Source organism: Actinomycetospora sp. CA-053990 (genome assembly GCF_050948445.1).
GTDB classification, from domain to species: Bacteria; Actinomycetota; Actinomycetes; order Mycobacteriales; family Pseudonocardiaceae; genus Actinomycetospora; species Actinomycetospora callitridis.
Genome location: NZ_CP192043.1, coordinates 1323951 through 1349886, shown reverse-complemented (window position 1 = coordinate 1349886; position 25936 = coordinate 1323951). Strand labels below are relative to the sequence as shown.

Annotated in this window: 21 protein-coding genes and 1 pseudogene; 10 read left to right on the top strand and 12 right to left on the bottom strand. The window is 72.1% G+C overall.

All coding sequences use genetic code 11. The features are described from left to right. Positions 1-6 precede the first annotated feature (6 nt). The gene (locus ACQPYN_RS06975; protein WP_433035031.1) at positions 7-966 is read left to right on the top strand and encodes a mechanosensitive ion channel family protein; all 960 of its coding nucleotides are present in this window, start codon (positions 7-9) and stop codon (positions 964-966) included. Between the two features lie 459 nt (positions 967-1425). Here the strand turns inward: ACQPYN_RS06975 and ACQPYN_RS06970 are convergent, their stop codons facing one another. The 3 genes from ACQPYN_RS06970 to ACQPYN_RS06960 form a co-directional block, all read right to left on the bottom strand. Continuing rightward, entirely contained in the window at positions 1426-1614 is a 189-nt protein-coding gene (locus ACQPYN_RS06970) for a hypothetical protein (RefSeq protein WP_433035028.1), read from the bottom strand. A gap of 5 nt (positions 1615-1619) precedes the next feature. Beyond that, positions 1620-2228 (bottom strand): alpha/beta fold hydrolase, encoded by a 609-nt coding sequence (locus tag ACQPYN_RS06965; protein ID WP_433035025.1) that lies wholly within the window; start codon positions 2226-2228, stop codon positions 1620-1622. Between the two features lie 89 nt (positions 2229-2317). Beyond that, positions 2318-3145, bottom strand: a complete 828-nt coding sequence (locus ACQPYN_RS06960) for an SDR family NAD(P)-dependent oxidoreductase (RefSeq protein WP_433035022.1) — start codon at positions 3143-3145, stop codon at positions 2318-2320. Between the two features lie 74 nt (positions 3146-3219). Here ACQPYN_RS06960 and ACQPYN_RS06955 point away from each other — a divergent pair, with 74 nt between their 5' ends. Continuing rightward, complete coding sequence (locus tag ACQPYN_RS06955) at positions 3220-5586, top strand: xanthine dehydrogenase family protein molybdopterin-binding subunit (protein ID WP_433035019.1); 2367 nt, start codon at positions 3220-3222, stop codon at positions 5584-5586. 465 nt (positions 5587-6051) lie between these two features. Here ACQPYN_RS06955 and ACQPYN_RS06950 read toward each other — a convergent pair. After that, positions 6052-6486 (bottom strand): annotated as a pseudogene (locus ACQPYN_RS06950) (hypothetical protein); the annotation flags it as partial. A 66-nt stretch (positions 6487-6552) separates the two neighbouring features. On the opposite strand from ACQPYN_RS06950, the gene ACQPYN_RS06945 reads away from it, so the two are divergent. From ACQPYN_RS06945 to ACQPYN_RS06935, 3 genes are all read left to right on the top strand, one after another. Further along, the gene (locus ACQPYN_RS06945) at positions 6553-6924 is read left to right on the top strand and encodes a hypothetical protein (protein WP_433035016.1); all 372 of its coding nucleotides are present in this window, start codon (positions 6553-6555) and stop codon (positions 6922-6924) included. Positions 6925-7018: 94 nt separating this feature from the next. Beyond that, positions 7019-7417 carry a hypothetical protein gene (locus ACQPYN_RS06940; protein WP_328310334.1) on the top strand — a complete coding sequence of 133 codons (399 nt, stop codon included), beginning with the start codon at positions 7019-7021 and terminating at the stop codon, positions 7415-7417. A gap of 450 nt (positions 7418-7867) precedes the next feature. Next, positions 7868-8260 (top strand): helix-turn-helix domain-containing protein, encoded by a 393-nt coding sequence (locus ACQPYN_RS06935; RefSeq protein ID WP_433035012.1) that lies wholly within the window; start codon positions 7868-7870, stop codon positions 8258-8260. A gap of 14 nt (positions 8261-8274) precedes the next feature. On the opposite strand, the gene ACQPYN_RS06930 is transcribed toward ACQPYN_RS06935, so the two are convergent. After that, on the bottom strand, positions 8275-8625 hold the full coding sequence (locus ACQPYN_RS06930; protein ID WP_433035009.1) for a hypothetical protein: 351 nt from the start codon (positions 8623-8625) through the stop codon (positions 8275-8277). Positions 8626-8949: 324 nt separating this feature from the next. On the opposite strand from ACQPYN_RS06930, the gene ACQPYN_RS06925 reads away from it, so the two are divergent. Beyond that, a complete protein-coding gene (locus ACQPYN_RS06925) occupies positions 8950-9411 on the top strand; it encodes a hypothetical protein (protein WP_433035006.1) in 462 nt (153 codons plus the stop codon). A 22-nt stretch (positions 9412-9433) separates the two neighbouring features. On the opposite strand, the gene ACQPYN_RS06920 is transcribed toward ACQPYN_RS06925, so the two are convergent. The 5 genes from ACQPYN_RS06920 to ACQPYN_RS06900 form a co-directional block, all read right to left on the bottom strand. Then, a complete protein-coding gene (locus tag ACQPYN_RS06920; RefSeq protein WP_433035003.1) occupies positions 9434-9640 on the bottom strand; it encodes a hypothetical protein in 207 nt (68 codons plus the stop codon). Positions 9641-9844: 204 nt separating this feature from the next. Further along, on the bottom strand, positions 9845-10171 hold the full coding sequence (locus ACQPYN_RS06915) for a hypothetical protein (protein WP_433035000.1): 327 nt from the start codon (positions 10169-10171) through the stop codon (positions 9845-9847). A gap of 155 nt (positions 10172-10326) precedes the next feature. Continuing rightward, entirely contained in the window at positions 10327-11343 is a 1017-nt protein-coding gene (locus ACQPYN_RS06910; RefSeq protein ID WP_433034997.1) for an HTTM domain-containing protein, read from the bottom strand. Next, positions 11340-11849 (bottom strand): hypothetical protein, encoded by a 510-nt coding sequence (locus tag ACQPYN_RS06905; RefSeq protein WP_433034994.1) that lies wholly within the window; start codon positions 11847-11849, stop codon positions 11340-11342. The genes ACQPYN_RS06910 and ACQPYN_RS06905 overlap by 4 nt, the downstream gene beginning before the upstream one ends. Before the next feature lie 186 nt (positions 11850-12035). Then, positions 12036-14789, bottom strand: a complete 2754-nt coding sequence (locus ACQPYN_RS06900; protein ID WP_433034991.1) for a DUF6777 domain-containing protein — start codon at positions 14787-14789, stop codon at positions 12036-12038. Between the two features lie 371 nt (positions 14790-15160). Between ACQPYN_RS06900 and ACQPYN_RS06895 the strand changes: the two genes are divergently transcribed. Both ACQPYN_RS06895 and ACQPYN_RS06890 read left to right on the top strand, forming a co-directional pair. Next, positions 15161-15769: a hypothetical protein gene (locus tag ACQPYN_RS06895; RefSeq protein ID WP_433034988.1), complete on the top strand. Its 609-nt coding sequence runs from the start codon at positions 15161-15163 to the stop codon at positions 15767-15769. Between the two features lie 11 nt (positions 15770-15780). Next, complete coding sequence (locus ACQPYN_RS06890; RefSeq protein WP_433034985.1) at positions 15781-17235, top strand: carotenoid oxygenase family protein; 1455 nt, start codon at positions 15781-15783, stop codon at positions 17233-17235. A gap of 69 nt (positions 17236-17304) precedes the next feature. Here ACQPYN_RS06890 and katG read toward each other — a convergent pair whose 3' ends face one another. Further along, complete coding sequence (gene katG / locus ACQPYN_RS06885; RefSeq protein WP_433038763.1) at positions 17305-19497, bottom strand: catalase/peroxidase HPI; 2193 nt, start codon at positions 19495-19497, stop codon at positions 17305-17307. 332 nt (positions 19498-19829) lie between these two features. On the opposite strand from katG, the gene ppdK reads away from it, so the two are divergent. Next, positions 19830-22514 carry a pyruvate, phosphate dikinase gene (gene ppdK, locus ACQPYN_RS06880; RefSeq protein WP_433034982.1) on the top strand — a complete coding sequence of 895 codons (2685 nt, stop codon included), beginning with the start codon at positions 19830-19832 and terminating at the stop codon, positions 22512-22514. A 42-nt stretch (positions 22515-22556) separates the two neighbouring features. Then, positions 22557-24122 carry an adenylate/guanylate cyclase domain-containing protein gene (locus tag ACQPYN_RS06875; protein ID WP_433034979.1) on the top strand — a complete coding sequence of 522 codons (1566 nt, stop codon included), beginning with the start codon at positions 22557-22559 and terminating at the stop codon, positions 24120-24122. Here the strand turns inward: ACQPYN_RS06875 and ACQPYN_RS06870 are convergent. After that, complete coding sequence (locus ACQPYN_RS06870; RefSeq protein WP_433034976.1) at positions 24119-25879, bottom strand: pyruvate dehydrogenase; 1761 nt, start codon at positions 25877-25879, stop codon at positions 24119-24121. The genes ACQPYN_RS06875 and ACQPYN_RS06870 overlap by 4 nt on opposite strands. Between the last annotated feature and the right edge of the window lie 57 nt (positions 25880-25936).

The window sequence follows — 25936 nt, the reverse complement described above, 5'->3', positions numbered from 1 at the left end:
GACCGCATGCCCCCCGCATCGTCCGGAGGCGGTGGATTCAACATCCTGCAGAGCCTCCAGAACGCCTTCACCACCCTGCTGAACTACGTACCGAACATCATCGGTGCACTGCTCGTCCTCCTCATCGGCTACCTCATCGCGCGGCTCCTCCGGGCCGGGATCACGAAGCTGCTGAAGCGCGTCCGCCTCGACGAGCGGCTGACCCACGGCCGCGGTGGCGAGTACGTCGGACGCTTCTCCCCCGACGGCAGCCCGTCCAAGCTCGTCGGTCTGGTCGTGCAGTGGGTGCTGCTCGTCTTCGTCATCGTCTCCGCGGTCGGGACGCTGAACATCCCCGCCGTCACCGGGTTCGTGAACCTGGTGCTCTCGTACCTGCCGAACGTCCTCGCCGCCGTGCTGATCTTCCTGGTGGCCGCGGCGATCGCCGCCGCCGTCGGTGGCCTCGTGCACCGCACCATGGGCGACACCCCCACCGGCCGGGTGGCGCGCAGCGCCGCCCCGACGCTGGTCATGGCCATCGCCGTCTTCATGATCCTCAACCAGCTGGGCATCGCGCAGACGATCGTCACCGCCACGTACATCGCCCTGATCGGCGCGGTCGCGCTGGGCTCGGCGCTGGCCTTCGGTCTCGGCGGGCGTGACGCCGCCGCCGACCTCATCAACTCCGGGTACCGCAGGGCCCAGCAGCAGTCCGACCAGGTCCGGCGCGACATGCAGATCGGTCGCGAGCGGGCCGAGGCGGACGCCCGGGCCCACGCCCCGAGCGGGATGAGCGGCAACGGGCACGACGCCGGCGCTCCCCCGGCCGCGCCGACGCCGCCGCAGGGGACGGCCGTCCCCGGTGGCGACCCGTACGCCCAGCCCGGCCAGGCGGGTCCGGCGACCCGTCCCGGCGACCCCTACGGCGTCGGCGCCACCGAGCCCGTGGCACCCGGTACCCCGCCGGGAGGCACTCCTCGGCGCTGACGCTCCGAGCCACGACGACCGCCCCGGCGCGCCCTGCGTGCCGGGGCGGTCGTGTGTCGCGACGACCGTGCCGGGGGTGCTGCGGAAGCTTCGGTTTCCGAAGCGTCCCGCGGGGCGGTGGTGACCTCAGCCCGGTGGCGCGAGTTCGTGACGCTCGTCGAGCCACGCCGCGATCCGCTCCGCGGCGAGCGCGTTGCCCGTGGGTTCACCCGGCCTGATCGCGCCGCCGTAGTGCTCACTCGACGAGCAGCCGCTCGCTCAGTTCGCGCCACGCGAAGTCCAGCACCTCCGGCAACGACGCAATCTCAAGCTGGTCTACGCATCGATCGAGGTTGCGCAGTTGCGTGTGAACCCGCGGATCGCACGTGCGCCAGCGCGTCGTCCACGACCTGGTCCTCGGCCGCCTCTTCGCCTCGAACCCGCGCTCCGAGCTCCTGGGCTGATGGGTAGCCCCGCACGTCAGTCGAGGAACGTCGTCACGACGTCCAGCACGAGCGCCGTCCGGGCCATGCCGTTGAAGTGCGTGGTGCCCGGGAAGACCGCGAGCTGGGAGGCGGGGACGCCGACGAAGTCGCCGTTGACGTCGCCGCCGCGCAGGCGCAGGAAGCGCACCGCGTGCTCGAGGTGGACCGCGTCGCAGTCGCCCACCGTCATCAACGTGGGCGCGGCAATGCCCTCGATCTGCGCGTCGCTCCAGCCCGGCCCACCGTCGAACGCGCCGAGCTTGTCGAGCAGCCCCTGCAGGCCCTCGGGGTGCGGCGACTTCGCGCGGTAGGAGTCCGCCATCGCGTGCCCTCGATCATCTCGACCTTCATCTCCCCCACGGCGGCGTTCTCGGGGCGCATGCCGTCGGGGGTGAACGACACCGAGGAGATGACGGCCCGGCGCACCAGCTCCGGGTGGTTCACGAGGAGCTCCAGCGCCACCGCCCCGCCGACGCTGAAGCCGAACACGTCGACCTGGCCGACGCCGAGGTGCGCCAGCAGCGCGACGACGTCACCCGCGAGGGCGGCGCTCGAGAGCGGGCGGTCGAGGTCGTTCGTGCGGCCGTGGCCCTGGAAGTCGGTCGCGATGACCCGGCGGTCCGCCGACAGGCCGGGCAGGACCGCACCGAACTGCAGGTCGATGTCGAACAGGCCGCCGTGCAGGAGCAGCAGCGGCGTGCCGTCGGCGTCCGCGGGGCCGTGGAGCTCGTAGTACATCTGCAGGTCGCCGACGGGGGCGTAGCCGGTGCTGGTGGGGGTGCTGGTCGGGGTGCTCATCGGGGGCTCCTCGGGGTGGGGCGGGGATGGTCTCGCCCCGGCGTCGAACGACGCCGCCCCGTTTCGACAGGGGTCCGAGAACTTTTCCCTCAGGCCCCGAACGCCTCCATCCCCGCCTTGAGCGCGGGCAGCAGCAGCGTCCGCGGGGCGAGGCGTCCGCCGACGGCGGAGAGCTGGTTGACCAGGCCCGGCGTGACGCTGCGGTCGCCGCGCGCCATCGCGGCGACGCCCGCCTCGGCGACGTCCGCGGCCTCCCCGACGACGAGGTCGGGCACCTGGTCGAAGGCGTCGGTGCCGGCCGCGTCGGCGAACCCGGTGCGCGTCAGGCCGGGGCTCAGCGTGGTCAGGGTGAGGCCGGTGCCGGCGAGCTCGGCGTGCACGGCCTCGGAGAACGACTGCACGAACGCCTTGCTCGCGGCGTAGCTCGCGGCACCCGGCAGGGGCTGGAACGCGGTGATCGAGGAGACGTTGAGGATCGCGCCCGGGCGGTCCTCGCCGACGCGGCGGGTGAGCACACCGACCGCGGCCACCGTGAGGTCGTGCAGCGCGAGCACGTTGAGCCGGACCAGCCCGTCGAGGGCGGCGCGCTGGTCCGCGTCCCCGGCGAGGTCGGCGACCCGGCCGGTCACGCCGAAGCCGGCGGCGTTGACCAGACCGACCACGCGGTCGTCGTCGAGCAGGTCCCGGGTGAGGGTGAGGCCCGCGTCGGTGCCGAGGTCCGCGGCGTGGACCTCGGAGGCCTGCCCGGAGACCGCGCGCAGCTCCGCGGCGAGCTCGGTCAGCGCGTCGCCGCGGCGGGCGACGAGCACGGTCGGGTGGCCGCGCCCGGCGAGCACCCGGGCGACGGCGGCACCGATGCCCGACGAGGCTCCGGTGACGAGGACGGCGGCGTCGGGTCCCGGCGGCGGCAGCGACATGGCGGCCGAGTACCCGCTCGGGTTGCGTTCGACCGCGCTCGAAGGCCTAGCGTCGAGGAGTGCCAGGATCGATCATGGGAACGGCCGTGCGCCGTGTCGAGGACCCCGAGCTCCTCCGCGGCCAGGCCACGTACGTCGACAACATCGTGCCGGACGGGGCGCTGCACTGCGTCTTCGTCCGCTCCCCGCTCGCGCACGCCCGGCTGGGCGCCGTGGACACCGCGAAGGCGCGCGAGGCGCCGGGCGTGGTGGCGGTCCTCACCGGCGAGGACCTCACGGACCTGCCCGACCACCGGCCGTTCATGGTCCTCAACGACGACTGCGCGCGCCCCCTGCTCGCGCGCGGCAAGGTGCGCTTCGTCGGCGACATGGTCGCGGCGGTCGTGGCCACCACGCGTGCCGCCGCCGTGGACGCCGCCGAGCTCGTCGAGGTCGACTACGACCCGCTCGAGCCCGTCGTCGACCCCGAGGCCGCGCTCGCGGACGGGGCGCCGCTGCAGTTCGAGGAGCTCGGCAGCAACCTCGCCGCGGGCTTCCGCGACCTCGACGACGTCGCACCGCTCGAGGGGGCCGACGTCGTCGTGCGCGCGCGGATCGTGAACCAGCGCCTGGCCGTCGCGCCGATGGAGGGGAACGCGGTCACCGCGTCACCCGGCGACGGGTACGAGATGACGATCCACGTCTCCACCCAGATGCCGCACGGCCTGCGCGGGCAGGTCGCGCGCCAGTGGGGATGGGACCCCGAGCGCGTGCGCGTCGTCGCTCCGCACGTCGGCGGCGGCTTCGGCGGCAAGGCCGGGCTCGCGCCCGAGCACGCGGTGGTGATCGAGGCGGCGCGGCAGCTCGGGCGCGCGGTGACGTGGACCGAGACGCGCTCGGAGAACCTCACGGCGATGCCGCACGGCCGCGGGCAGGTGCAGTACGGCGAGCTCGGACTGCGCCGCGACGGCACGATCGTCGGCCTGCGCGCGCGGGTCGTCGGCGACGCCGGCGCGTACGCGGGGTTCGGTGGCGCGCTCACCCTCGGGCCCACGCGCAACATGGCGCAGGGCGTCTACCGCATCCCCACCATCGCCTACGACGGCGCGGCCGTGCTGACGACGACGACGCCGATGGGCGCGTTCCGCGGGGCCGGGCGACCCGAGGCGGCGGCGATGGTCGAGCGGCTGGTGGACATGGCCGCGCACGAGCTCGACATGGATCCCGCCGCGCTGCGCCGCGCCAACTTCCTGCAGCCCGACGAGTTCCCGGTGACCACGCGCACGGGCTCGCTCTACGACTCCGGCGAGTACGAGAAGGCGCTCGACGAGGCGCTGCGCATCGCCGGCTACGACGAGCTGCGCCGCGACCAGGCGGCCCGCCGCGCGCGTGGCGACCGGGTCGCGCTCGGCATCGGGCTCGCCGTGTACGTCGAGGTCACCGCGGGTGGCGGGGGCGCGGAGTACGGCGCCGTGAGCGTCGACGACGACGGCGGCGCGACGGTGTCCGTCGGCACCTCCGGCCACGGCCAGGGCCACGCGACGTCGTTCGCGATGATCGTCGCCGACCGTCTCGGCGTCCCGATGGACCAGGTGCGCTTCGTGCAGTCCGACACCGCCTCCGTACCGCGCGGCGGCGGGACCGGCGGCTCGCGCTCGCTGCAGCTCGCGGGCTCGAGCGTGCTCGTCGCGGCCGACACCGTGCTGTCCCGGGCGCGCGAGGTCGTCGCCGCCGCCCTGGAGGCCGACCCCGGCGACATCACCGCGGTGGACGACGCCGGCGTCGTCGGCCTGGGTGTCGCCGGGGTGCCCGACCGCGTGCTCACGTGGCGCGAGGTCGCGGCCGCCGCGACCGAGCAGGGCGTGTCGCTGACCGAGGCCCGCGACGAGAGCCAGTCCGGCGCGACGTACCCCTTCGGTGCGCACGTGTCGGTCGTCGAGGTCGACCTCGACACCGGCCGCGTGACGCCCGTGCGCCACGTCGCCGTCGACGACTGCGGCACCGTGCTCAACCCGACGCTCGTCGCCGGCCAGCAGCACGGCGGGCTCGCGCAGGGCATCTCGCAGGCACTGTGGGAGGGCTTCTCCTACGACGACGACGGCAACCCGACGTCGGGCACCTTCGCCGCCTACGTGCTGCCCAGCGCGGCCGAGCTGCCGACCTACGAGGTCGCGAGTACCGAGACACCGACGCCCTACAACCCGCTCGGCGCGAAGGGGATCGGCGAGGCCGCCACGATCGGTTCGACGCCCGCGGTGCAGAACGCCGTCGTCGACGCCCTCGCCCCGCTGGGGGTGCGCCACGTCGACATGCCGCTCACTCCCGAACGGGTCTGGCGTGCGATCCATGAGGCCGAGAACGGGAGCCCCGCGAACCCCTGGACGGAGCCGCCGGCGTTCTTCGCCGACCTGCCCGTGCGTGGCGCGTCGGCCGACCCGGAGGCGGCTGCGGTGGACGTCTAACGCCGGGTCTCGTGCTCGCCGGGGACCCCGCCGCACGCCGCCCACACCATCGCCGCGGTACGCGCGGCCCAGTCGTCGGCGAGGGCCTCCCCGGGCGGCGTGGGCCAGCCAGGAGCCGGTCAGCAGGTCCTCGGCGGTCGCCTGGTCGGCCTGCGCGCGCAGCGCACCCGACTCCACCCCGGCGCGCAGGCACTCGCGCAGCCGGTGGCGGCGCGGTTCGACGACCCGGCGCCGGATCTCCTCGCACACCCGGACGTCGGTGCCCTGCACCAGCCCGACCGCGACGAGGGCGGTCGCGTCGGTGTCGACGACGAAGCGCCGGAACCGCGCGAGCTCGCCGACGAGGTCGGCGAACGGGTCGCCCGAGGACGTGGCGGGGTGGCCGTGGGCGATGGTGCCGAGCGCCGCGACGGCGAGCTCGGTGCGGTCCGCCCACCGCCGGTAGACCGCGGCGCGCGTCGTCCCCGCCTCCTCGGCCACCGCGGCGACCGAGAGCCCGTGCAGCCCGACGGTGCGCAGGTGGCGCAGGGCCACCTCGAGGACGTGCCTGTCGATCTCGGCGTTGCGCGGCCTGCCGCCCACGTGTCCCCCGGCGTGAGCGGCGCCGTCGCCCGACGCCACGGCCTTGATCCGGGGTGCCGCGGGCGGACGTGCGGGATCGCGCTCGGCGGGAGACACGACGAGTAGGTGACCCTCGGGCACGGATACACAAACGTGTCGTATCGATGCTCCGCGCCTTGACGGACCGTCGCTCACGCTCGTGTCACGACGAATCTCCGGGTACTGGGCCGTCCGAGTGAGGGACACCTCCCGGGTGCGTGCTCCATCCGGTGTCAGTGACACGTAGCGTGTTGCTCCTCGCGGTGTGGCGCAGCTAACGTTTGGCGTAATTCGATACATAGCTGCCGTGTATCGCCCCGGGGCGGGAGGCTCGCCGGGCGAAGGGCACCGCGGGAGGGGCCGGACATGATCACGAACCGCGACCTGGACGTCATCGGGCTCCGCGACCTCGCCGTCGCGGCACCCCCCGCCCCCGACCCGCGCGTCGTCGTCACGCCGGCAGCCGTCACCGAGTACGAGCTGGTCAGCGAGCCGCTCGCCCACGCCGAGGGCTGGTCGCTGCTGTGCCGTCGCGGCGGTCGCGTGGCCTGGTCGATCCCCCTGGCGCCGCGGGGTGCGGCGCCGCGGGTCCGTCCCGCGGTCGCCCAGGCCGTCGCGGTGCGCGTGCTCTCCGAGCAGGGCGTGTTCGTCAGCGGCTGGAACCACGTCGACGACACCGACGGCGAGGCGCTCCGTTTCGCGGCACGCCTGCCCCACGGGGCGTCGGTGCTCGCCTGAGCAGGTCCGCGACACACCGTTCCCCGTCAAGGGCTCGCCTCAGGGGCCTGGACAGGTAATCATGGTCCTGTCGTGGGAGGCGGGAGGGTCGAGCATGAACGCTGAGCTGCTGGCTCACCGCGTCGTCGAGCTGATCGAGGGTGCGTCGTTCCCCCACCTCGACCCGACATCCGTCATCGGTGTCATCGCCCTGCTCCTGGCGGGAGCCGGCCTGGTCACCGTCCGGGACTACGCGCTCGGCGGAGACCTCCGCCTGCCGTTGCTGGCCGCGGAGCCGTACCCGCGCGTCGAGGCGTCGATCGGTGTGGTGCCGGCGCTCGGCGGGCTCACGGAACCCGTGGAGCGGCAGTTGCACCACGCCGCGCAGCACCCCGCGGTCGACCTCGTCGTCCTGGTCACCACCGCCGCCGAGTCCGGGCTCCTGCCCCGGCGGATCGACGGCGTGCCGGTCCTGACCGCCGTGGCCGGCGCGCGGGCCGACCAGACGACCTGAGACGTCCCCCGGTCCGCCTCGACCGGGAGGCCCTGATCCCGCGTCGCCAGGAATCGGCCGATCAGGAGGCCGAGGCCGCAGCTCACCAACGTCCAGGACGCAGCACCGAGGTAGATCCACGCAGCGACACCCACAGAAATCCCCCCGGTACTCGCATCTGAGGTCGACGGGAGAACGAACCCCCTCGGCGACCGGGGCCGAGGTCTGGGGCCACATCGTCAAGCGCAGATAACAATCGCGACTTGAGACTAGGAGCCCCTACCCTCGCCTCACAAGCCGCCACCCGGGTCGACGATGTGACGGTGCGTCGCCACTCTCGTGTTGTTCTTACGCTGTGTCACCGAACTGTCGGCGACTGCGGCGCAAGATCCACGTTCGGGCGCCGCAGAGAGACCGACCGGTGACGGAAGGTGGACAACGGCGGGAGGCGAGGTCGTAAGGTGCGGGCTCGTGGAGCGGAGCCTGGGCGACATCGTCCGAGAGGCGATGCAGCGGCGCGGCGTGAACATCAAGCAGCTCGCTCGACTCACCGCCGAGCTCGGCGACCCGGTGTCCGAGGGCACCGTGCACAACGTCCTGAAGAGTCGGGTGTCGCACTCGCGTTACGACACGATCAGGCCGCTCTGCTCGGCGCTGGATCTGGACTACAACGCCGTGCTCGCCGAACTCCGACGCCCGGTCCACCAGGTCCGCACCCTGCCCGAGGACTTCCACCACCTCACCGACGACCAGTGGCGATCGCTGGTGGAGCTGGCCAAGCAGTTCCGCATCGCCAACGAAGGTCGTCAGCGCTCCCTCGGCAACGCCGACGGGCCCAGCCCCGAGAGCACCCTGGAGAACTGACCCTGCGGACGGACTCAGCCGAGCAGGGTCCGCCGGAGTGCCAGGAGGTGCTCGGCCAGCGACGCGAGGTCCTCGGCGGACATCCCCATCTCGCCCGGCTGCTCGGGGTTGTCGACCTGGAGGACGACGACGGGGGTCTCCGCGCTGCGGTCCTGATAGGAGACGTGCCGCAACCATCCGGTCACCGCGACATCGGGCATGTAGGTGGGGCGCCACTCGAAGAGCCTCGACACGTGCTCGACACCCCCGACCGCGCCCGGCCGGTCGAACTGGCACCACGCGGGATGGCCGGTGTCGTCCAGTTCTTCGCCGAGGACCTGAGCGCACGTCGGTCCGGCATCGTCCGGCCCGGGACGGTCACTCATCAGCGCTCCTCTCGACAACGATCCCGCGCTCACCCCGGCCTCTGTCCGTGACCAGAAAGTGACTGCGCGTGCCCCGCACAGGTGGTTCGCAGCGCACGCCCTCCGCGTTACGCCCGGGACCGAATTGGAACTTGCGGGCGGCAGACTCCCTGCGCCCCGTTGCGCCCTGTCAAGTACAGTGATGCCGAAGAGAGAGCCACAGTAGACGCAGCAGCGGCGCTTCGCGAGTGTCGCCCGCCTCGGGGTCGGCACCCACGGCCGCTCGTCGTGGTGCGAGGTGAGCGAGCAGTGTCCGAGGACGATCCGGGTGGGTGCAGCCCTGCGATGCCCCTCCACGAACTCATCCGCGCGCGCATGCAGGATCGCGGATGGTCCTACAGCGACCTCGAGCGCATGTCCGAGAAGGCCCTCACACGCGGCCGATGGCAACAGCTCGGCTCCGGGGTCCCACAGCGGAGGTTCCCGGACCCGGAGTCGCTGACGGTCATCGCCGCGGTCCTGGACGTCGACATCACGACGGTCGTCCTCGCGGCGGCGCAGACCCTCGGCCTCGACGTCGTCCGTCGGGACAGCGCGTTCTCGGAGCTGATGCCGGAACGGACGAACCGGCTCTCGGCGGGCATGCGCGACGCGATCCTGACGCTGATCCGTGCTGCCGTCGCCGAGGCGTCGGCGGACGAGAGCCTCGCCGGCGCCCGGTCGGACTCCCTCGGCGGGTTGCGGTTGGGGTGGCCGAAGAGCACGGCCCCGTCCGAGACCTCCGGGGCATCGTCGGAGTCGTCGTAGTCGCTGTCGTCGCCGTGGGGCCTCAGCCCCGCACCAGCCGCAACAGCGGCGAGGGCGTCGCGAAGTCGGCGGCCTGCAGACCGAAGCTCAGGACCTTGAGCAGGTCGAGCATCGCCCAGCAGTGGTCCTCCGCCGAGCTCCCCGTGTCGAGCTCGAGAGTCCAGGCGGCGGCCGTGGTGTCCAGCAGGGCGACGTTGCCGACCAGGGGCGTGTAGGACACCGTCAGCACGGCACGCAACCCCCTGACCAACACTCTCTCGGCATCGAGACTGTGAGTGCTCTGGTCGCGCACGAGGCCCCCTCGGTCGGGCGTCGATCGCGCCTGGAGACCCGGGGACCAGGGCTCTCGCTGCGACAAAGCGCAGAACACGATTGTGTTATTGAGCGTACCGCACCGGGCCATCTGCCACGCGCGGCGAGCCCGGTCGAGCGCCTAGCGGGGCGACTCCCCGCGCTGGGCGATGAGCGCGGCGCGCAGGCTCAGGAGGCGGTCGACGAAGGTCGCGAGGTCCTCCGCCGTCAGGGCGACCTCGCCGGGCTGCGACGAGTTGTCGATGCGGACGGTCGCCGTGGGGATCTCGGTGCCTCCGTCGAGATAGACGACCTGGCGGAGAAGGTCGACGATCGCGACTTCGTGCTCGTACGCCGGGCGCCACTGATGAGCCCGGGAGGCGTGCTCGACGCCGTCGAACTCGGCGTCGACGTCCTCATCGCACCACCGCGGGTGGACGACCCCGGATGACGTTCCTCGTCCGGCCACGTCCGGAGACGGAGTCGTGCTCCTGCGAACACCCATACCGATCCCCTCGCCGCGTGCACGTGACGACAGGCACCGGGGGCTCGGGTACGACGTCTAGCCCAACCCTCACGTCCGGGGAACGCGGCGGCAATACGCCAACGCGGCACTCTCACAGCTCAACTGCGCACTACGTCACTACTCTCTGCGAGATCTGACTTCGGCGAGTGAGCCGGCTGGCGCGCTGAGGGCGGTCCTGGTCGTCGCCGGGTGACCTTTCGCCGGGTGGCCTTTCGCCCGCGCCACGCCGCCAGCGCGGACACGATGAGACGACGGGAGGTCTCCGCGGGGATGAATGCCAGATAGAGCGTGAGCATGAGCATCGTGAAGAACCCCACCATGATCGAGAACGCGATCGACACATGGAGGGAGACCCCGAGTGCGAGCACCCAGGGACGCAGGACGCGATTCCATACCAGAATGGCGAGCGCGAGCTCGAGCAGCAGGGTGCCGAAGGTCAGGATTTCGGACAGGACGACCGAGTCGGTGAGGAAGCCCGGTGTCGCGAATCGATGGATGTCCTCGATGCGCAACGCGTACGACACCGCCGTGCCGTCACGCCACCGATCCCCCTGCAGTTTCCCCCACAAGGTGGCGAAATAGATGACGCTGAGCTGGATCTGCATCAGGCGCAGCGTCCAGGGCGCGCGGAGCGGGAACTCCCAGAACCGGTCCCGCGCGCGGCGCCACCGATCGAGCGACAACGCCTCGCCGGCCGGGGAGAACACCAGGTAGAACGCGAGGGTGCGCAGCAGCAGATCCCCGGCGTTGAGGATGTAGGGATCCCGACGCTCGAACGACAGCACCCCGACGAACACCAGGATCGCCGCCAGCCGCGTCCGGAACCCGATCATGACGCCGATCGACCCGAGCAGGGTCACCGCCCACAGGCCGATGACCACCGGGGCACTGGTCGAGACACCCAGGAGGGTCCAGGCCCCGGGGCCGAGGGCCGGCACCGTCGGGAGCACACCCGCCGGTCCGTAGAACGTCAACAATGTCGGGAGCTGCGACAACGTCCACAGGATCGCCACGAAGCCGAACACGATCCGGACGACGGCGATGGTCGAGGTCGGCTCGGGCCGGAACCAGAACGTGTTCCAGGCTGCGCGTATGCGATCCGTCGCGACCTTCATCGGGAGCCCACCGGGGCGGTGTAGAAGTCCTGGTCGACGAAGGGCTGAGCGTTGGGCTCGGACCCGGGCGGCAGGTTCTTCGACGATCTCCGGACCAGGGTCACCCGCACGGGATCGCCCCCCTCGCGCTGGTCCTGCCCGACCACCCACTCGGCATAGGGCCGCAGGAGCGCGCTCCCGCCCGCTTCGGACAGGCTCTCCCCGTACTTCTGCCACCGGTAGCCCCAGTACTCCGACGGCCCGATGCCGGTCGGGATCGGATGGAACGCGACGGAACCGTCGGCCCTGTCGACGCGGGCGAGGACGTAGACCGTCGCCCCGCGCGGGTTCGGCGAGAAGATCGACCAGGTCTGGTCCAAGCCGGTCATGTTGAGGTATGGCCGGGCGGCAGCCATGAGATTTGTCTTGATCACCGAATCCGGCATGTGCTGCACGAGGATCGCCCCGAGGGTGACGACGACGAAGATCGTGATCGCGATCCGGCGCCGACGCGAGACGGCGGTCACTTCCCGTCCGTCGGGGTCCGTCGATTTCACGTTCGTCTTCGCATCCATGTCCCGGTCCACTTCGACATCATCGTGGGATGATCGTTCGATAGCGACGACCCCGGAGTCGATCCGAGAGAGCCGCACAGTGGGAATGGCTCCAGCCTCTCGCAAGGGGCTGGAGCCATTCCTCATTCACATGTGCTCCTACGGGAGCAGGAATCCCCACGCGGCCAGGGTCGGCGCGAGCAGGCCCTCGGTCGGCGGAGCCTCCTCGGTCGCCGGAGCGTCCTCGGTCGCCGGAGCGTCCTCGGTCGCCGGAGCGTCCTCGGTCGCCGGAGCGTCCTCGGTCGCCGGAGCGTCCTCGGTCGCCGGAGCGTCCTCGGTCGCCGGAGCCTCCTCAGTGGCCGGAGCCTCCTCGGTCGCCGGAGCCTCCTCGGTCGCCGGAGCCTCCTCAGTGGCCGGAGCCTCCTCAGTGGCCGGAGCCTCCTCAGTGGCCGGAGCCTCCTCAGCAGGAGCCTCAGTCACCGGAGCCTCAGTCACCGGAGCCTCAGTCACCGGAGCCTCAGTCACCGGAGCCTCAGTCACCGGAGCCTCAGTCACCGGAGCCTCAGTCACCGGAGCCTCAGTCACCGGAGCCTCAGTCACCGGAGCCTCAGTCACCGGAGCCTCAGTCACCGGAGCCTCGGTCGCCGGAGCGTCCTCGGTACCCGGAACGATCGGCTCGTCGACCAACGGCCCGTCTGTTGACGGTGCGGTCCGAGCATTCGTCCCCGCAGTCAGCGGATCCGGGGTCGGCTCTTGGTCGCCGTAGTCGATGGTGTCGTTGCCTGTCCCGCCCTCGATGATGTCGAGGCCGGCACTGCCGGTGATCGTGTCATCGCCGATGCCCGCCGTGAGGGTGTCGTCGCCCGGCCCGCCGGTGATGGTGTTGTTGCCGTTCCCGCCATCAATGATGTCGGCGAAATTCGATCCGGTGAGGGTGTCGTTGCCCTCGCCACCAATGATCGTCACGGGGCCAGTGGCATTCGTGCAGTCGATGGTGTCGTTGCCGGACGTTCCGGTGATGACATTGCCGACCCGTGTGACGTCGTCGGCGAAGACACAGCCCGTGGAGACACCGGTCGTGCCGGTCGTGCCGGTCGTGCCGGTCGTGCCGGTCGTGCCGGTCGTGCCGGTCGTGCCGGTCGTGCCGGTCGTGCCGTCGGTCGTGCCGGTCGTGCCGTCGGTCGTGCCGTCGGTCGTGCCGTCGGTCGTGCCGTCGGTCGTGCCGTCGGTGGTACCGGTCGTCCCGTCGGTCGTCCCGTCGGTGGTACCGGTCGTGCCGTCGGTCGTCCCACCAGCGGTCGTGCCGCCTGCCGTGGTCCCGGCAGTGGTTCCGCCAGCAGTCGTGCCACCAGCAGTGGTCCCGGCAGTGGTTCCGCCAGCAGTCGTGCCACCAGCAGTGGTCCCGGCAGTGGTTCCGCCAGCAGTCGTGCCACCAGCAGTCGTGCCACCAGCAGTGGTCCCGGCAGTGGTTCCGCCAGCAGTCGTGCCACCAGCAGTGGTCCCGCCAGCAGTCGTGCCACCGGCAGTGGTCCCACCGGCAGTCGTCCCACCGGCAGTCGTGCCACCGGCAGTCGTGCCACCGGCAGTCGTGCCACCGGCAGTCGTGCCACCGGCAGTCGTGCCACCGGCAGTCGTGCCACCAGCGGTCGTGCCACCAGCGGTCGTCCCACCAGCGGTCGTCCCACCAGCGGTCGTCCCACCAGCCGTCGTCCCACCAGCCGTCGTCCCACCAGCCGTCGTCCCACCAGCCGTCGTCCCACCAGCCGTCGTCCCACCAGCCGTCGTCCCACCAGCCGTCGTCCCACCAGCCGTCGTCCCACCAGCCGTCGTCCCACCAGCCGTCGTCCCACCAGCCGTCGTCCCGCCAGCCGTCGTGCCACCAGCCGTGGTCCCACCAGCCGTGGTCCCACCAGCCGTGGTCCCACCAGCCGTGGTCCCACCAGCCGTGGTCCCACCAGCCGTGGTCCCACCAGCAGTCGTGCCACCAGCCGTGGTCCCACCAGCCGTGGTCCCACCAGCCGTGGTCCCACCAGCCGTGGTCCCACCAGCCGTGGTCCCACCAGCCGTGGTCCCGCCAGCGGTGGTCCCGCCAGCGGTGGTCCCGCCATCGGTCGTGCCACCAGCGGTGGTCCCGCCAGCGGTCGTGCCGGTCGTGCCGGTCGTGCCCGCGGTGGTCCCGGTCGTGCTGCCGCCCGGCGTCACGTAGTCCCGGTCACCGTGGCTCCCGGTGGGCCGGGTCATCGTCTCGTTCGCAGCCGTCACCAGAGCGAACTCGTCGATCCGGTGATCCGAGGCGCTGATCGAGTCGACGTCGTCGGAGGAGAGGCCCTGCCAGGTGTCGCCCGTGAGGCCGGCCGGCCCGTTCTGCATCGACCCCTCGAGGGGGTTCCCGCACGCACAGCGCACCTGGGGCACGCCGAACTCGTCGACCATGACCGCGGTCCCGGCCTGGAGAACGGCCTGGAACGGGGTGGCGCTGCCGTCGGAGAACCCGTTGTTCGTCACCGCCGTGTCCGCGCGGAGCGTGACCGGGGTCAGCGCGTCGAGGTAGCCCCCGATGTCGGCGGGCGCGATCTGCTGGGCGGCGGCGAAGGCGTTGCCGCGGTCCGGGTTGGACTGCAGGAACGAGGCCATCGCGGCGCTGTCGCAGGCGTTGTCGCGCGTACCGCCGTAGAGGCCGGGGGTGGCGCCCGAGACGGCGCCCACGGAGGCGGCCGGCAGGACGGCGTCGAGCCCGCCCGCAGCGGGAGGCGCGAAGGGGTTCGGTCCGGGCGTCGCCGCGGACTGGGCCACCAGGGCGGGCGGAGCCGCGAGGGCGGAGGGCACGGGGTCGGAGGCCATGGCCGTGCCGACGGCACCGCCGCCTATCAGTCCGGCCACCACGAGAGTGGTCAGTATCGGTCGGTACTTCACATCGGCTTCCCTCGTCGCTGACCGGTGTCAGCACGCAGACATGCAGAGTGTCATCTCTTGCTTGACAAACAACACAGTGTGGCTTGTAGCTCAGAGTGTCAAGCGGGAGCATCGATTTGCCCAATGCGACTAACAAGCCGCACCGACGAGTGACCGCTCGTCGCGGCCTGTAGGAATCGCGTCGGGAGGGAGGACCCCGAGCCCGATGCGGCGAGTGGGTCGGCGAGCCGAGCGTGATGTCACTCGTTCGGCGCAGCACACTCCGCGAGATCGTTACCTACCGAGAGAGGGATCTCCGGCTCCGGACTCTTGAGTCCTCCGCCTGCCTCTCTCATGATGACTCACAGTCATCGTCGTCAGGAGGCCTCGCCGTGCAGAAAGCCGCCATCTTCCTCGGGTTCGTCCCCTGGATCGTCTTCAGCGTGGTCGCCGGACCCAGCACCTGGATGTGGGCGGCCCTCGCGGCTCTCCTCTGCTCGTTGATCCTCTCGGTGCCCAGCTGGCGCAGCACCCGCTCGATCAGCGTCCTCGACGCCGCGGGCCTCGTCTTCTTCGGCGCGCTGGTCGTGCTCGCGCTGGTGCTGGACCGCGCGACCCTGCAGCCGATCGAGGACCGCGCCCAGCTGCTCTCGAGCATCGTGATCGCGCTCGTCGCCCTCGGGTCGCTGGCCGTGGGCCGGCCGTTCACCGAGTACTACGCACGGCAGCAGACGCCGCGCGAGTACTGGAACAGCCCGACCTTCAAGCAGATCAACCGCGTGATCACCGCGGTGTGGGGTCTGGTGTTCGTCCTCAACGCGCTCTGTGATGCGGCCGTCGCCTACCTCGGCGTGAACTCGGACATCTTCAACTGGGTGGTGCCGATCGTCGCGATCGTCGCCGCGGTGAAGTTCACGGGCTGGTACCCCGACCACGTCACCGGCCGGAACCAGCCGCAGGGTGCCCATGAGGCGTCCTCCCCGCCCGCCCAGCCGGCCTGAGGGCGCGAGCGATGACCGCCACCGTGCCGAGTGCCCCAGGCGCACCGCCGCCCGTCGACGCCGCACACGACCCGCACCTCTCCGGCCTGTTCGAGCCGGTGATCGACGAGATCGACGCCGGCGACCTCGAGGTCGTCGGCGAGCTCCCGTCCGAGATGGACGGGATGTACCTGCGCAACGGTCCCAACCCACGCTTCACGCCGCTCGGTTCCTACGTGTTCCCGCTCGAGGGCGACGGCATGGTGCACGGGCTCTGGGTCTCGGGTGGGAAGGCCCGGTACGCGAACCGCTTCGTGCACACCCCGATGCTCGACGCCGAGATCGCCGCCGGCCGCGCGCTGTGGGGTGGTCTGATGACGGGCTACACCCCGAGCGCCGAGGAGGTCGGCCCGGCGCTCGCGGGGGCCGTGAAGGACCTGCCCGACATCAACGTCGTGCGCCACGGCGGGAAGCTGCTCGCGCTCGCGGAGTCGGCGCCGCCCTACGCGCTGACCCCGGAGCTCGCGACGCGCGGGCGGGAGACCTTCGGCGGTTCGCTGCCCGCGGGCCTCTGCGCTCACCCGAAGGTCGATCCGCGCACCGGCGAGATGGTGGTGTTCTGCTACGGGCTCGAGGCGCCGTACCTCACGTGGTCGGTGCTCGGCCCCGACGGCAGCGCGCGGCGCACGCCGACGGCGGTGCCCGACGTCGACGTCCCGGTGATGATCCACGACATGGCGCTCACCGAGCGCTTCGTCGTGCTCGTGCTCGGCCCGATGTACTTCGACGTGGCAGCGGCGATGCGCGGCGGGTCGCTCCTGTCCTGGCGGCCCGACGACGGCACGCGGATCGCGCTGATCCCCCGTGACGGCGGACCGGTGCGCTGGGCCCACACCGAGGCGTTCTGGTCGTGGCACAGCGCCAACGCCTACGACCTCGCCGACGGAGCCGACGGTTCTGCCGGCGGGGTCGTCCTGGACTACGTCGAGTGGTCCCGGCCGGGCGGCCTGTCCCCGGACACCGGCCCGGTCGTCGGCGGTCTCTCGCGGGCCGTGATCGACCCGGAGCGCGGTGCGATCACGCGGGACTTCCTCACCGAGCCGCACGGGATGGAGTTCCCGCGGGTCGACGACCGCCGGCTCGGGCAGCGTCACGACGTCGTCGCGCTCGGCACGAAGACGGGGCACCACGAGCTCGCCGGCGGCGAGTTCGACGCGGTGCTGTGGGTCGACACCGCCACCGGCCGCAGCGTCACGTGGGACGCCGGCGACCTGTCGGTCGGCGAGCCGTGCTTCGTCCCACGACCCGGCGATGAGGACGCCTCGCACGGCTGGTGGGTCACGTTCGCGACCGACCGCACCGACCGGTCGAGCTGGTTCGTGGTCTTCCCGGGCGCCGACCCGGGCTCCGGGCCGGTGGCCCGCGTCCGCATCCCCGTGCGGGTCCCGCTCGGGCTGCACGGGGCGTGGCTGCCGACGCAGGAGTGACCGACCCCGGAACGAGGGACGCCCCGGCTGCGACGTGCGCAGCCGGGGCGTCCCTCGTTCCGTGCGGGGCTACTTCACGTCGTAGCGGTCCAGCATCATGACCTTGTCCCAGGCGGCGACGAAGTCTCGGACGAACTTCTCCTCCGACCCGTTCTCGGCGTAGATCTCCGCGAGGGCGCGCAGCTCGGAGTTCGAGCTGAACACGAGGTCGTTGCGGGTGCCGGTCCAGTGGATCTCACCGTCGGTGCCGCGGGCCTCGTAGAGCCCCTCCTCCTCGGCGACCTTCGCCCAGGTGGTGCTCATGTCGAGCAGGTTGGTGAAGAAGTCGTTCGTGAGCTGCCCGACCCGGTCGGTGAGCACCCCGTGCGGCGCACCGGCGGTGTTCGCGCCCAGCACCCGCAGACCGCCGACGAGCACGGTCATCTCGGGGGCCGAGAGGTTGAGCAGGTTCGCGCGGTCCACCAGCAGGTACTCGGCCGGGAGCTGGTGGCCCTTGCCGAGGTAGTTGCGGAACCCGTCGGCGTTCGGCTCGAGGTGGGTGAACGAGTCGACGTCCGTCCACTCCAGCGAGGCGTCGGTGCGGCCCGGGGTGAACGGGACCGACACGTCGAACCCGGCGTCGCGCGCCGCCTTCTCCACCGCGGCGCAGCCGCCGAGGACGATGAGGTCGGCGAGCGAGACCTGCGTGCCGGAGGCGTTGAACGACGACTGGACGCCCTCGAGGGCGGACAGCGTGCGGCGCAGCTCCTGCGGGTCGTTGACCTCCCAGTCGATCTGCGGGTCGAGACGCACGCGCGCACCGTTGGCGCCGCCGCGCTTGTCGCCGATGCGGAACGTCGACGCCGACGCCCAGGCCGCCTTGACGAGCTGGGAGACGGTCAGGTCGGTGTCGAGGATCTGCTTCTTCAGCTCCGCGATCTCGGTGGAGCCGATGACCGGGCCCTCGTGCGCGGGCACCGGGTCCTGCCAGATCAGCGTCTCGTCCGGCACCCACGGGCCGACGTAGCGCTGGATCGGGCCCATGTCGCGGTGGGTCAGCTTGAACCAGGCGCGCGCGAACGCGTCGGCGAACTCGTCGGGGTTCTCGTGGAACCGCTTCGAGATCTCCTTGTAGACCGGGTCGACCTTCAGGGAGACGTCGGTGACGAGCATCGTGGGCTGGCGGGTGAGCTCACCGGTCTCCGGGTCCGGCACGGTGTTCGCGCCGCCGTTGTTCACCGGGCGGTACTGCCACGCACCGGCCGGCGACTTGTGGAGCTCCCACTCGTAGCCGAACAGGTTGTCGAAGTATCCGTTGCTCCACTGCACCGGCGTGGAGGTCCAGGTGACCTCGAGGCCGGAGGTGATCGCGTCGCGGCCCTTGCCCTTGCCGAAGCTCTGCTTCCAGCCCAGGCCGCCCTCCTCGATGGACGCGCCCTCGGGCTCGGGGCCGACGTACTGGTCGGGGTCGGCCGCACCGTGGGTCTTGCCGAACGTGTGGCCACCGGCGATGAGGGCGACGGTCTCCTCGTCGTTCATCGCCATGCGGCCGAAGGTCTCGCGGATGTCGCGCGCAGCGGCCAGCGGGTCGGGGTTGCCGTCCGGGCCCTCCGGGTTGACGTAGATCAGGCCCATCTGCGAGGCGCCGAGGGGCTGCTCGAGCTGGCGGTCGCCGGTGTAGCGCTGGTCGCCGCCGAGCCAGTAGTTCTCCGGGCCCCAGTAGGTCTCGTTGTCGGGCTCGAAGACGTCGGGACGCCCGCCGGCGAAGCCGAAGGTGCTCAGGCCCATCGTGTCGAGCGACCGGTTGCCGGCGAGGATCAGCAGGTCGGCCCAGGAGACCTTCTTGCCCCACTTCTGCTTGACGGGCCAGAGCAGGCGGCGGGCCTTGTCCAGGTTGCCGTTGTCGGGCCAGCTGTTCAGCGGGGCGAAGCGCTGCATGCCCATGCCGGCGCCGCCGCGGCCGTCGGCCAGGCGGTAGGTGCCGGCCGAGTGCCAGGCGAGACGGATCATGAAGCCGCCGTAGTGGCCGAAGTCGGCGGGCCACCAGTCCTGGCTCGTCGTCAGGACCTCGTCGACGTCCGCGGCGAGCGCGTCGAGGTCGACGGTCGCGAACTCCTTCGCGTAGTCGAAGTCGGGGTCCATCGGGTTGGAGACCGACGTGTGCGAGCGCAGGACGCGCAGGTTGAGCTGGTTCGGCCACCAGTCGACGTTGCCGCCGCCCTCGGTCGGGTGCGCGAGGCGACCGTGGTCGACCGGGCAGCCCCCGGCCTCCTCCGTGTTCATCGCGGTCTCACGGGTCACGTGTTCTGACACGAGGAAGTCCTCCGGGTCACTGGGTGGTCAGCGGTGGGTGGTGCGGTGGTTCGTGCGGTGCTCGAGGTGGTGGGCCGGGCCGTGGCGGTCACCCCGCGGTGGGGGTGCGGTCGGCGCGGACACGGGCCGCAGTGTCGCGCCTATTCTGGAACGAATCAAGAATCGGGGCGCGATGAGCATCATCTGCGTGGTCAGGTCTGGCCGCCGTGCGGCCCCTCGGCCACAGTGGCGGGGTCGGCGCGCGCGCCGGCCCCGTCCATGATTGTTTGCGCCAAGATCGTCGCCCGTGCCCCGGAGGCAGCATGACCAAGCTCGTGTACTCGTTCGGCGAGGGCAACAAGGACCAGAAGGACCTGCTCGGAGGGAAGGGCGCGAACCTCGCCGAGATGACGAACCTCGGCCTGCCGGTGCCGCCCGGGTTCACCATCACCACCGAGGCCTGCCGGGCCTACCTCGTCGACGGCCACGAGCCTGCCGGCCTCGCCGACGAGGTCACCGAGCACCTCGTCGCGCTCGAGAAGACGATGGGCAAGCAGCTCGGCCAGGCCGACGACCCGCTGCTGGTGTCCGTCCGCTCCGGCGCCAAGTTCTCGATGCCCGGGATGATGGAGACCGTCCTCAACGTCGGCCTCAACGACGCGTCGGTCGAGGGCCTCTCCGCCCAGTCCGGCGACGCGCGCTTCGCCTGGGACTCCTACCGCCGCCTCGTGCAGATGTTCGGCGCCACGGTGCTGGACATCGAGGGCGAGCACTTCGCCGAGGCGCTCGAGCAGGCGAAGAAGGCCAAGGGCACCACGAACGACCTCGACCTCGACGCCGACGACCTGCGCGCGCTCGTCGACGTCTTCAAGGGCCTCACCCGCGAGCACGCCGGCCGGGACTTCCCCCAGGACCCGCGCGACCAGCTCGACCTCGCCGTCCGGGCGGTCTTCGACTCCTGGAACTCCCCCCGCGCCAACGTCTACCGCCGCCAGGAGCGCATCCCCGCCGACCTCGGCACCGCGGTCAGCGTGTGCTCGATGGTGTTCGGCAACCTCGGGATGGACTCCGGCACCGGCGTGGCCTTCACCCGCGACCCCGCGTCCGGCGCGCGCGGCGTGTACGGCGACTACCTCCAGAACGCGCAGGGCGAGGACGTCGTCGCGGGCATCCGCAACACCCTGGCGCTCACCGAGCTGGAGCGGATCGACAAGGCGTCGTACGACCAGCTCATGGAGATCATGACGACGCTGGAGAACCACTACCGCGACCTGTGCGACATCGAGTTCACCATCGAGCGCGGGAAGCTCTGGATGCTCCAGACCCGGGTCGGCAAGCGCACCGCGGCGGCGGCGTTCACGGTCGCCTGCCAGCTTGTGGACGAGGGCCTCATCGGCATGGACGAGGCCCTCGACCGCGTCAGCGGCGCGCAGCTGGCCAACCTGATGTTCCCCCGCTTCGACCGCGACGCGACCAAGGAGCTGCTGACCACCGGCATGAACGCCTCGCCGGGCGCCGCGGGCGGGGCCGCGGTGTTCGACTCCGCCACCGCGGTCCGTCGGGCGAAGGCCGGCGAGAAGGTCATCCTGGTCCGCCGCGAGACGACCCCCGACGACCTCGACGGCATGATCGCCGCCCAGGGCGTGCTCACCAGCCGGGGCGGGCGCACGTCGCACGCGGCCGTCGTCGCCCGCGGGATGGGCAAGACCGCGGTGTGCGGCGCCGAGGAGCTCGAGGTCGACGTCCGCGCGAAGAAGATCACGCTGCCGGACGGGCGCGAGGTCGTCGAGGGCGACGTGCTCTCGATCGACGGCACGAACGGCGAGGTCTACCTCGGCGAGGTGCCCGTCGTCGCGAGCCCGGTCATGGCCTACTTCGAGGGGTCCACGGGGCTCGCCGAGAACGACGACCTCGTCGCGGCCGTCGACCGGATCATGCGCCACGCCGACTCCCTGCGGCGGCTGCGCGTGCGCGTCAACGCCGACACCGGCGAGGACTGCACCACCGCCCGGACCTTCGGCGCCGAGGGCGTGGGGCTCTGCCGCACCGAGCACATGTTCCTGGGCGAGCGTCGGGAGCTGGTGGAGACGCTCGTGCTCGCCGAGACCCGCGACCAGCGCGAGGAGGCCCTCGCGGCCCTGCTCCCGCACCAGATCGAGGACTTCACCGCGATCTACCGGGCGATGGAGGGCCTGCCGGTGACCATCCGGCTGCTCGACCCGCCGCTGCACGAGTTCCTCCCCGACCTCACCGAGCTGTCGGTCGAGGTCGCCCTCGACCGCGAGCGCGGCCAGCTCACGACCGAGAAGGAGGAGCTGCTCGCCTCGGTCCGCCGGCTCCACGAGCAGAACCCCATGCTCGGACTGCGCGGCGTGCGGCTCGGGATCGCGGTGCCCGGCCTGTTCGCCATGCAGGTCCGTGCGATCACCCGCGCCGCCGCGGCGCTCGCCGCCGAGGGCGTCGAGGTGCTGCCCGAGATCATGGTGCCGCTGGTCGGGACCGTGCAGGAGCTGCAGGCCGTCGCCGCCGAGATCGCGGAGGTGGTGGCCGAGCCGGAGTCCCACGTGAACGGGGCGCCGGTCCCCCACCAGGTGGGGACGATGATCGAGCTGCCGCGCGCCGCGCTCGTGGCGGCGCAGATCGCCGAGGTCGCCGAGTTCTTCTCGTTCGGCACCAACGACCTCACCCAGACCACCTGGGGCTTCTCCCGCGACGACGTCGAGAGCTCGTTCTTCTCCGACTACCTCGAGTCGGGCATCTTCGGGGTCTCCCCGTTCGAGTCGCTCGACGTGGAGGGCGTCGGCGAGCTCGTCGAGATCGCGTCGTGGCGCGGCCGTGAGGTGCGCCACGACCTCAAGCTCGGAATCTGCGGGGAGCACGGCGGCGACCCGGACTCGGTGCACTTCTTCCACCGCGCCGGGCTGGACTACGTCTCCTGCTCGCCGTTCCGCGTGCCGGTGGCGCGGCTCGAGGCGGCGCGGGCCGTGGTGGCGGACGCCACGGGCTGACCCTCGCGGTACCGCCGGTACCTGCTATATAGGGTCGGGCGCATGGAGGACCCCCCGGAGCGCGGAACCGTGCACCGCGACTTCCGGCCGGCCACGAAGGCGCGCGTCGGCGCCCTCGTGGTGGTCTCGAACGTCGTGGGGGCGGCGATCGTGCTCGCGGTGGCCGGGTGGCTCCTGCCGACCCAGAACCTGGTGCCCGACCTCGACGACACCCTCGACCGCAACCTCTGGGCGTTCGGCTTCTACCTCGTGTTCGCCGCCGTCGTCGGCCTCATCTGGGGCTTCCTGTGGGTGCACGTGCCCCCGCAGCCGGACGCGGACGCCGGCGACGACGTCTGGCGGGCGCACGGACGGCTGGCGCGCAGCGCGGTCCTCGCGGCGCCGCTGCGGATCACCGTCGTCCAGGCCGTCCCGTGGATCGTCGCCGTGCCGCTCTTCGCGACGATCAACGCGTTCTCCTCGCTGACCGTCGCCCTCACCGTCGCGTGCGTCGTCGCCCTCGGGGGCGTCGCGACGGTCGCCGTCGCCTACCGTCTCAGCGAGCTCGCCCTGCGCGGCGAGGTGGCGCGGGTGCTCGCCGAGGACCCGCCCGACCGGCTCGGCCTGGTGCCCGGCGTGGTGGCCCGGTCCCTGAGCGCCTGGACCCTCGGGACCGGCGTGCCGCTGCTCGGCATCGCCCTCGCCGCCGCGGCGTCGCTGGTGTTCCGCGACTACTACACGGTGACGCGGCTCGGGGTCGTCGTGCTGGTGCTCGCCGCGGTCGCGCTGGCGGTCGGGTTCCTGCTCGCGGCGCTGACGTCGACGTCGATCGCCGGGCCCGTCATGGACGTCCGGCGGGCCCTGCGGTGGGTGCAGGACGGCGAGCTCGGGACCCGGGTGCAGATCTCGGACGCCTCGGAGCTGGGGATGCTGCAGGCCGGGTTCAACGAGATGGCGACCGGGCTGCGCGAGCGCGACCGCATCCGCGAGCTGTTCGGCCGCCAGGTCGGCGAGGGGGTCGCGCGCACCGCGCTCGCGGGCGAGATCGAGCTCGGCGGCGAGGTGCGCGAGGTCGCGGTGCTGTTCGTCGACCTCGTCGGGTCCACCGAGATGGCGTTCGAGCACCCGCCGCACGAGGTCGTCGCCGTGCTCAACGCCTTCTTCGGCGAGGTCGTCGACGTCGTCGAGAGCCATCGGGGGTGGATCAACAAGTTCGAGGGCGACGCGGCGCTGGCGGTGTTCGGGGCGCCGGACGACCTGGACGACCCCGCGGGGTGCGCGCTCGCCGCCGCCCGGGCGCTGGCCGAGCGCCTGGACGCGCGCACCGCCACCACCACGGCTCCCGCCACCGCGGGCATCGCCGTCTCCGCGGGCCCGACCGTGGCGGGCAACATCGGCGACACCCGCCGCTACGAGTACACCGTGATCGGCGACCCGGTGAACGAGGCCGCGCGCCTGTGCGACGTCGCGAAGGGCCTCCGGGGCCTCGTCGCCGCCTCCGACGCGGCGATCCGCCGCGCCGGCCCCGACGAGGCCGCGCGCTGGACCGAGGTCGACGTGCTGCGGCTGCGCGGCCGGAACCGGGCCACCCGCGTGCACGCGCCGTGTGACCGGGCCGGCGACGACTAGCGCAGCGGGTGCCGCGGGATCGAGCGCAGGTTGGACCGGGCGAGGTCGACCATCTTCCCGACACCGCCGGCGAGCACGGTCCGCATGCCGGCGAGGGCGAAGCCGCGCACCTGCTCCCCGGTGATGTGCGGGGGGATCGACAGGGCGTTCGGATCGGTGCGCACGTCGACCAGCGACGGGCCGCGGTGGTCGAGGGCCGCGCGCAGGGCGCCCCGCAGCTCGTGCGGGTCGGTGACCGTCACGGCGTGCAGCCCCGCGGCCGCGGCGATCGCCCCGAGGTCCGCGGGCCCGTGGTCGGTCTGGAACGACGGGAACCCGGCGACCATCATCTCCAGGCGGATCATGCCGAGCGCGCCGTTGTTGAACGCCACCACGGTGAGGTCGAGGTCCTGCTCGACGGTGGTGAGCAGCTCCCCCATCAGCATCGTCAGCCCGCCGTCGCCGGACATCGAGACGACCTGGCGGCCGGGCTGGGAGACCGCCGCGCCGATCGCGTGCGGCAGCGCGTTGGCCATCGTCCCGTGCCGGAAGGAGCCGACGATCCGCCGGCGGCCGGTGGGCGTGATGTAGCGGGCGGCCCAGACGTTGCACATGCCGGTGTCGACGGTGACGACGGCGTCGTCGGTCAGCTCCTCGTCGAGCACCGAGGCGACGTACTCGGGGTGCACGGGCCGGTGGTCCTCGACGCGCTGCGTGTAGGCGTCGACGACGTGCTCGAGCGCCTCGGCGTGGTGGCGCAGCATCCGGTCGAGGAAGGTGCGGTCGGTCTTCTCGTCGAGCAGCGGCAGCAGCGCGCGCAGGGTGGCGCCGACGTCGCCCTCGACGCCGAGGTCGAGCACGGTGCGCCGTCCGAGGTGCCGCGCGTCGCGGTCGACCTGCACGGTGTGCGCCTGCGGCAGGAACCCGTCGTAGGGGAAGTCGGTGCCGAGCAGCACGAGCAGGTCGGCCTCGTGGCTGGCCTCGAAGCAGGCGCCGTAGCCCAGCAGCCCGCTCATCCCCACGTCGTAGGGGTTGTCGTACTGGATCCACTCCTTGCCGCCGAGGGAGTGGCCCACCGGCGCCTTGACCTTCTCGGCCAGCGCGAGGACCTCGTCGCGGGCCTCCCGCACCCCGGCGCCGACGAACAACGTCACCGACGACGCTCGGTTCACCCGCTCCGCCAGGGCCTCGACGCGGTCGACGGCCGGCGTCACGACGGCGGACGGCGCCACGAGGTCGCCCAGCCCGGTGGGGTGCGCCGCCGCCTCGGCGGTGATGTCGCCGGGGATCACGAGCACCGAGACCCCGCGGTCGGCCAGCGCGGTCTGCATCGCGATGCGCTGCAGGCGCGGCAGCTGCTGCGGGCGGGAGACCAGCTCGACCCACGAGGAGCACTCGGCGAACAACGACGTCGGGTGGGTCTCCTGGAAATAGGTCGTGCCGATCTGGATCGACGGGATGTGCGAGGCGATCGCGAGGACCGGGGCGCCCGAGCGGTGGGCGTCGTAGAGGCCCTGGATCATGTGCGTGTTGCCGGGCCCGCAGCTCCCCGCACAGACGGCGAGGGTGCCGGTGAGCTGGGCCTCCGCGGCCGCCGCGAGCGCGCCGGCCTCCTCGTTGTGCACGTGGATCCAGTCGATCCCGCCCTCGGCCGCGCCGCCCGAGCGTCGCACGGCGTCGACGATCGGGTTCAGGCTGTCGCCGACGAGCCCGTAGATCCTCCGGACCCCGGACTGGATCAGAACCTCGAGGAGCTGGTCGGCGACGGTGTGAGCCATGGCCCGATCTTCCACCCGCCCGGTGCGGCGGCGCACGGGTCGTCTCACCCGACCGTG

What these genes read in the sequence shown, in the direction of transcription:
- ACQPYN_RS06975 (WP_433035031.1), top strand. Translation starts at nt 7, where the DNA reads ATGCCCCCCGCATCGTCCGGAGGCGGTGGATTCAACATCCTGCAGAGC.
- ACQPYN_RS06965 (WP_433035025.1), bottom strand. Translation starts at nt 2,228, where the DNA reads ATGAGCACCCCGACCAGCACCCCCACCAGCACCGGCTACGCCCCCGTC.
- ACQPYN_RS06960 (WP_433035022.1), bottom strand. Translation starts at nt 3,145, where the DNA reads ATGTCGCTGCCGCCGCCGGGACCCGACGCCGCCGTCCTCGTCACCGGA.
- ACQPYN_RS06955 (WP_433035019.1), top strand. Translation starts at nt 3,220, where the DNA reads ATGGGAACGGCCGTGCGCCGTGTCGAGGACCCCGAGCTCCTCCGCGGC.
- ACQPYN_RS06945 (WP_433035016.1), top strand. Translation starts at nt 6,553, where the DNA reads ATGATCACGAACCGCGACCTGGACGTCATCGGGCTCCGCGACCTCGCC.
- ACQPYN_RS06940 (WP_328310334.1), top strand. Translation starts at nt 7,019, where the DNA reads ATGAACGCTGAGCTGCTGGCTCACCGCGTCGTCGAGCTGATCGAGGGT.
- ACQPYN_RS06930 (WP_433035009.1), bottom strand. Translation starts at nt 8,625, where the DNA reads ATGAGTGACCGTCCCGGGCCGGACGATGCCGGACCGACGTGCGCTCAG.
- ACQPYN_RS06925 (WP_433035006.1), top strand. Translation starts at nt 8,950, where the DNA reads ATGCCCCTCCACGAACTCATCCGCGCGCGCATGCAGGATCGCGGATGG.
- ACQPYN_RS06910 (WP_433034997.1), bottom strand. Translation starts at nt 11,343, where the DNA reads ATGAAGGTCGCGACGGATCGCATACGCGCAGCCTGGAACACGTTCTGG.
- ACQPYN_RS06890 (WP_433034985.1), top strand. Translation starts at nt 15,781, where the DNA reads ATGACCGCCACCGTGCCGAGTGCCCCAGGCGCACCGCCGCCCGTCGAC.
- katG (WP_433038763.1), bottom strand. Translation starts at nt 19,497, where the DNA reads ATGAACACGGAGGAGGCCGGGGGCTGCCCGGTCGACCACGGTCGCCTC.
- ppdK (WP_433034982.1), top strand. Translation starts at nt 19,830, where the DNA reads ATGACCAAGCTCGTGTACTCGTTCGGCGAGGGCAACAAGGACCAGAAG.
- ACQPYN_RS06875 (WP_433034979.1), top strand. Translation starts at nt 22,557, where the DNA reads ATGGAGGACCCCCCGGAGCGCGGAACCGTGCACCGCGACTTCCGGCCG.
- ACQPYN_RS06870 (WP_433034976.1), bottom strand. Translation starts at nt 25,879, where the DNA reads ATGGCTCACACCGTCGCCGACCAGCTCCTCGAGGTTCTGATCCAGTCC.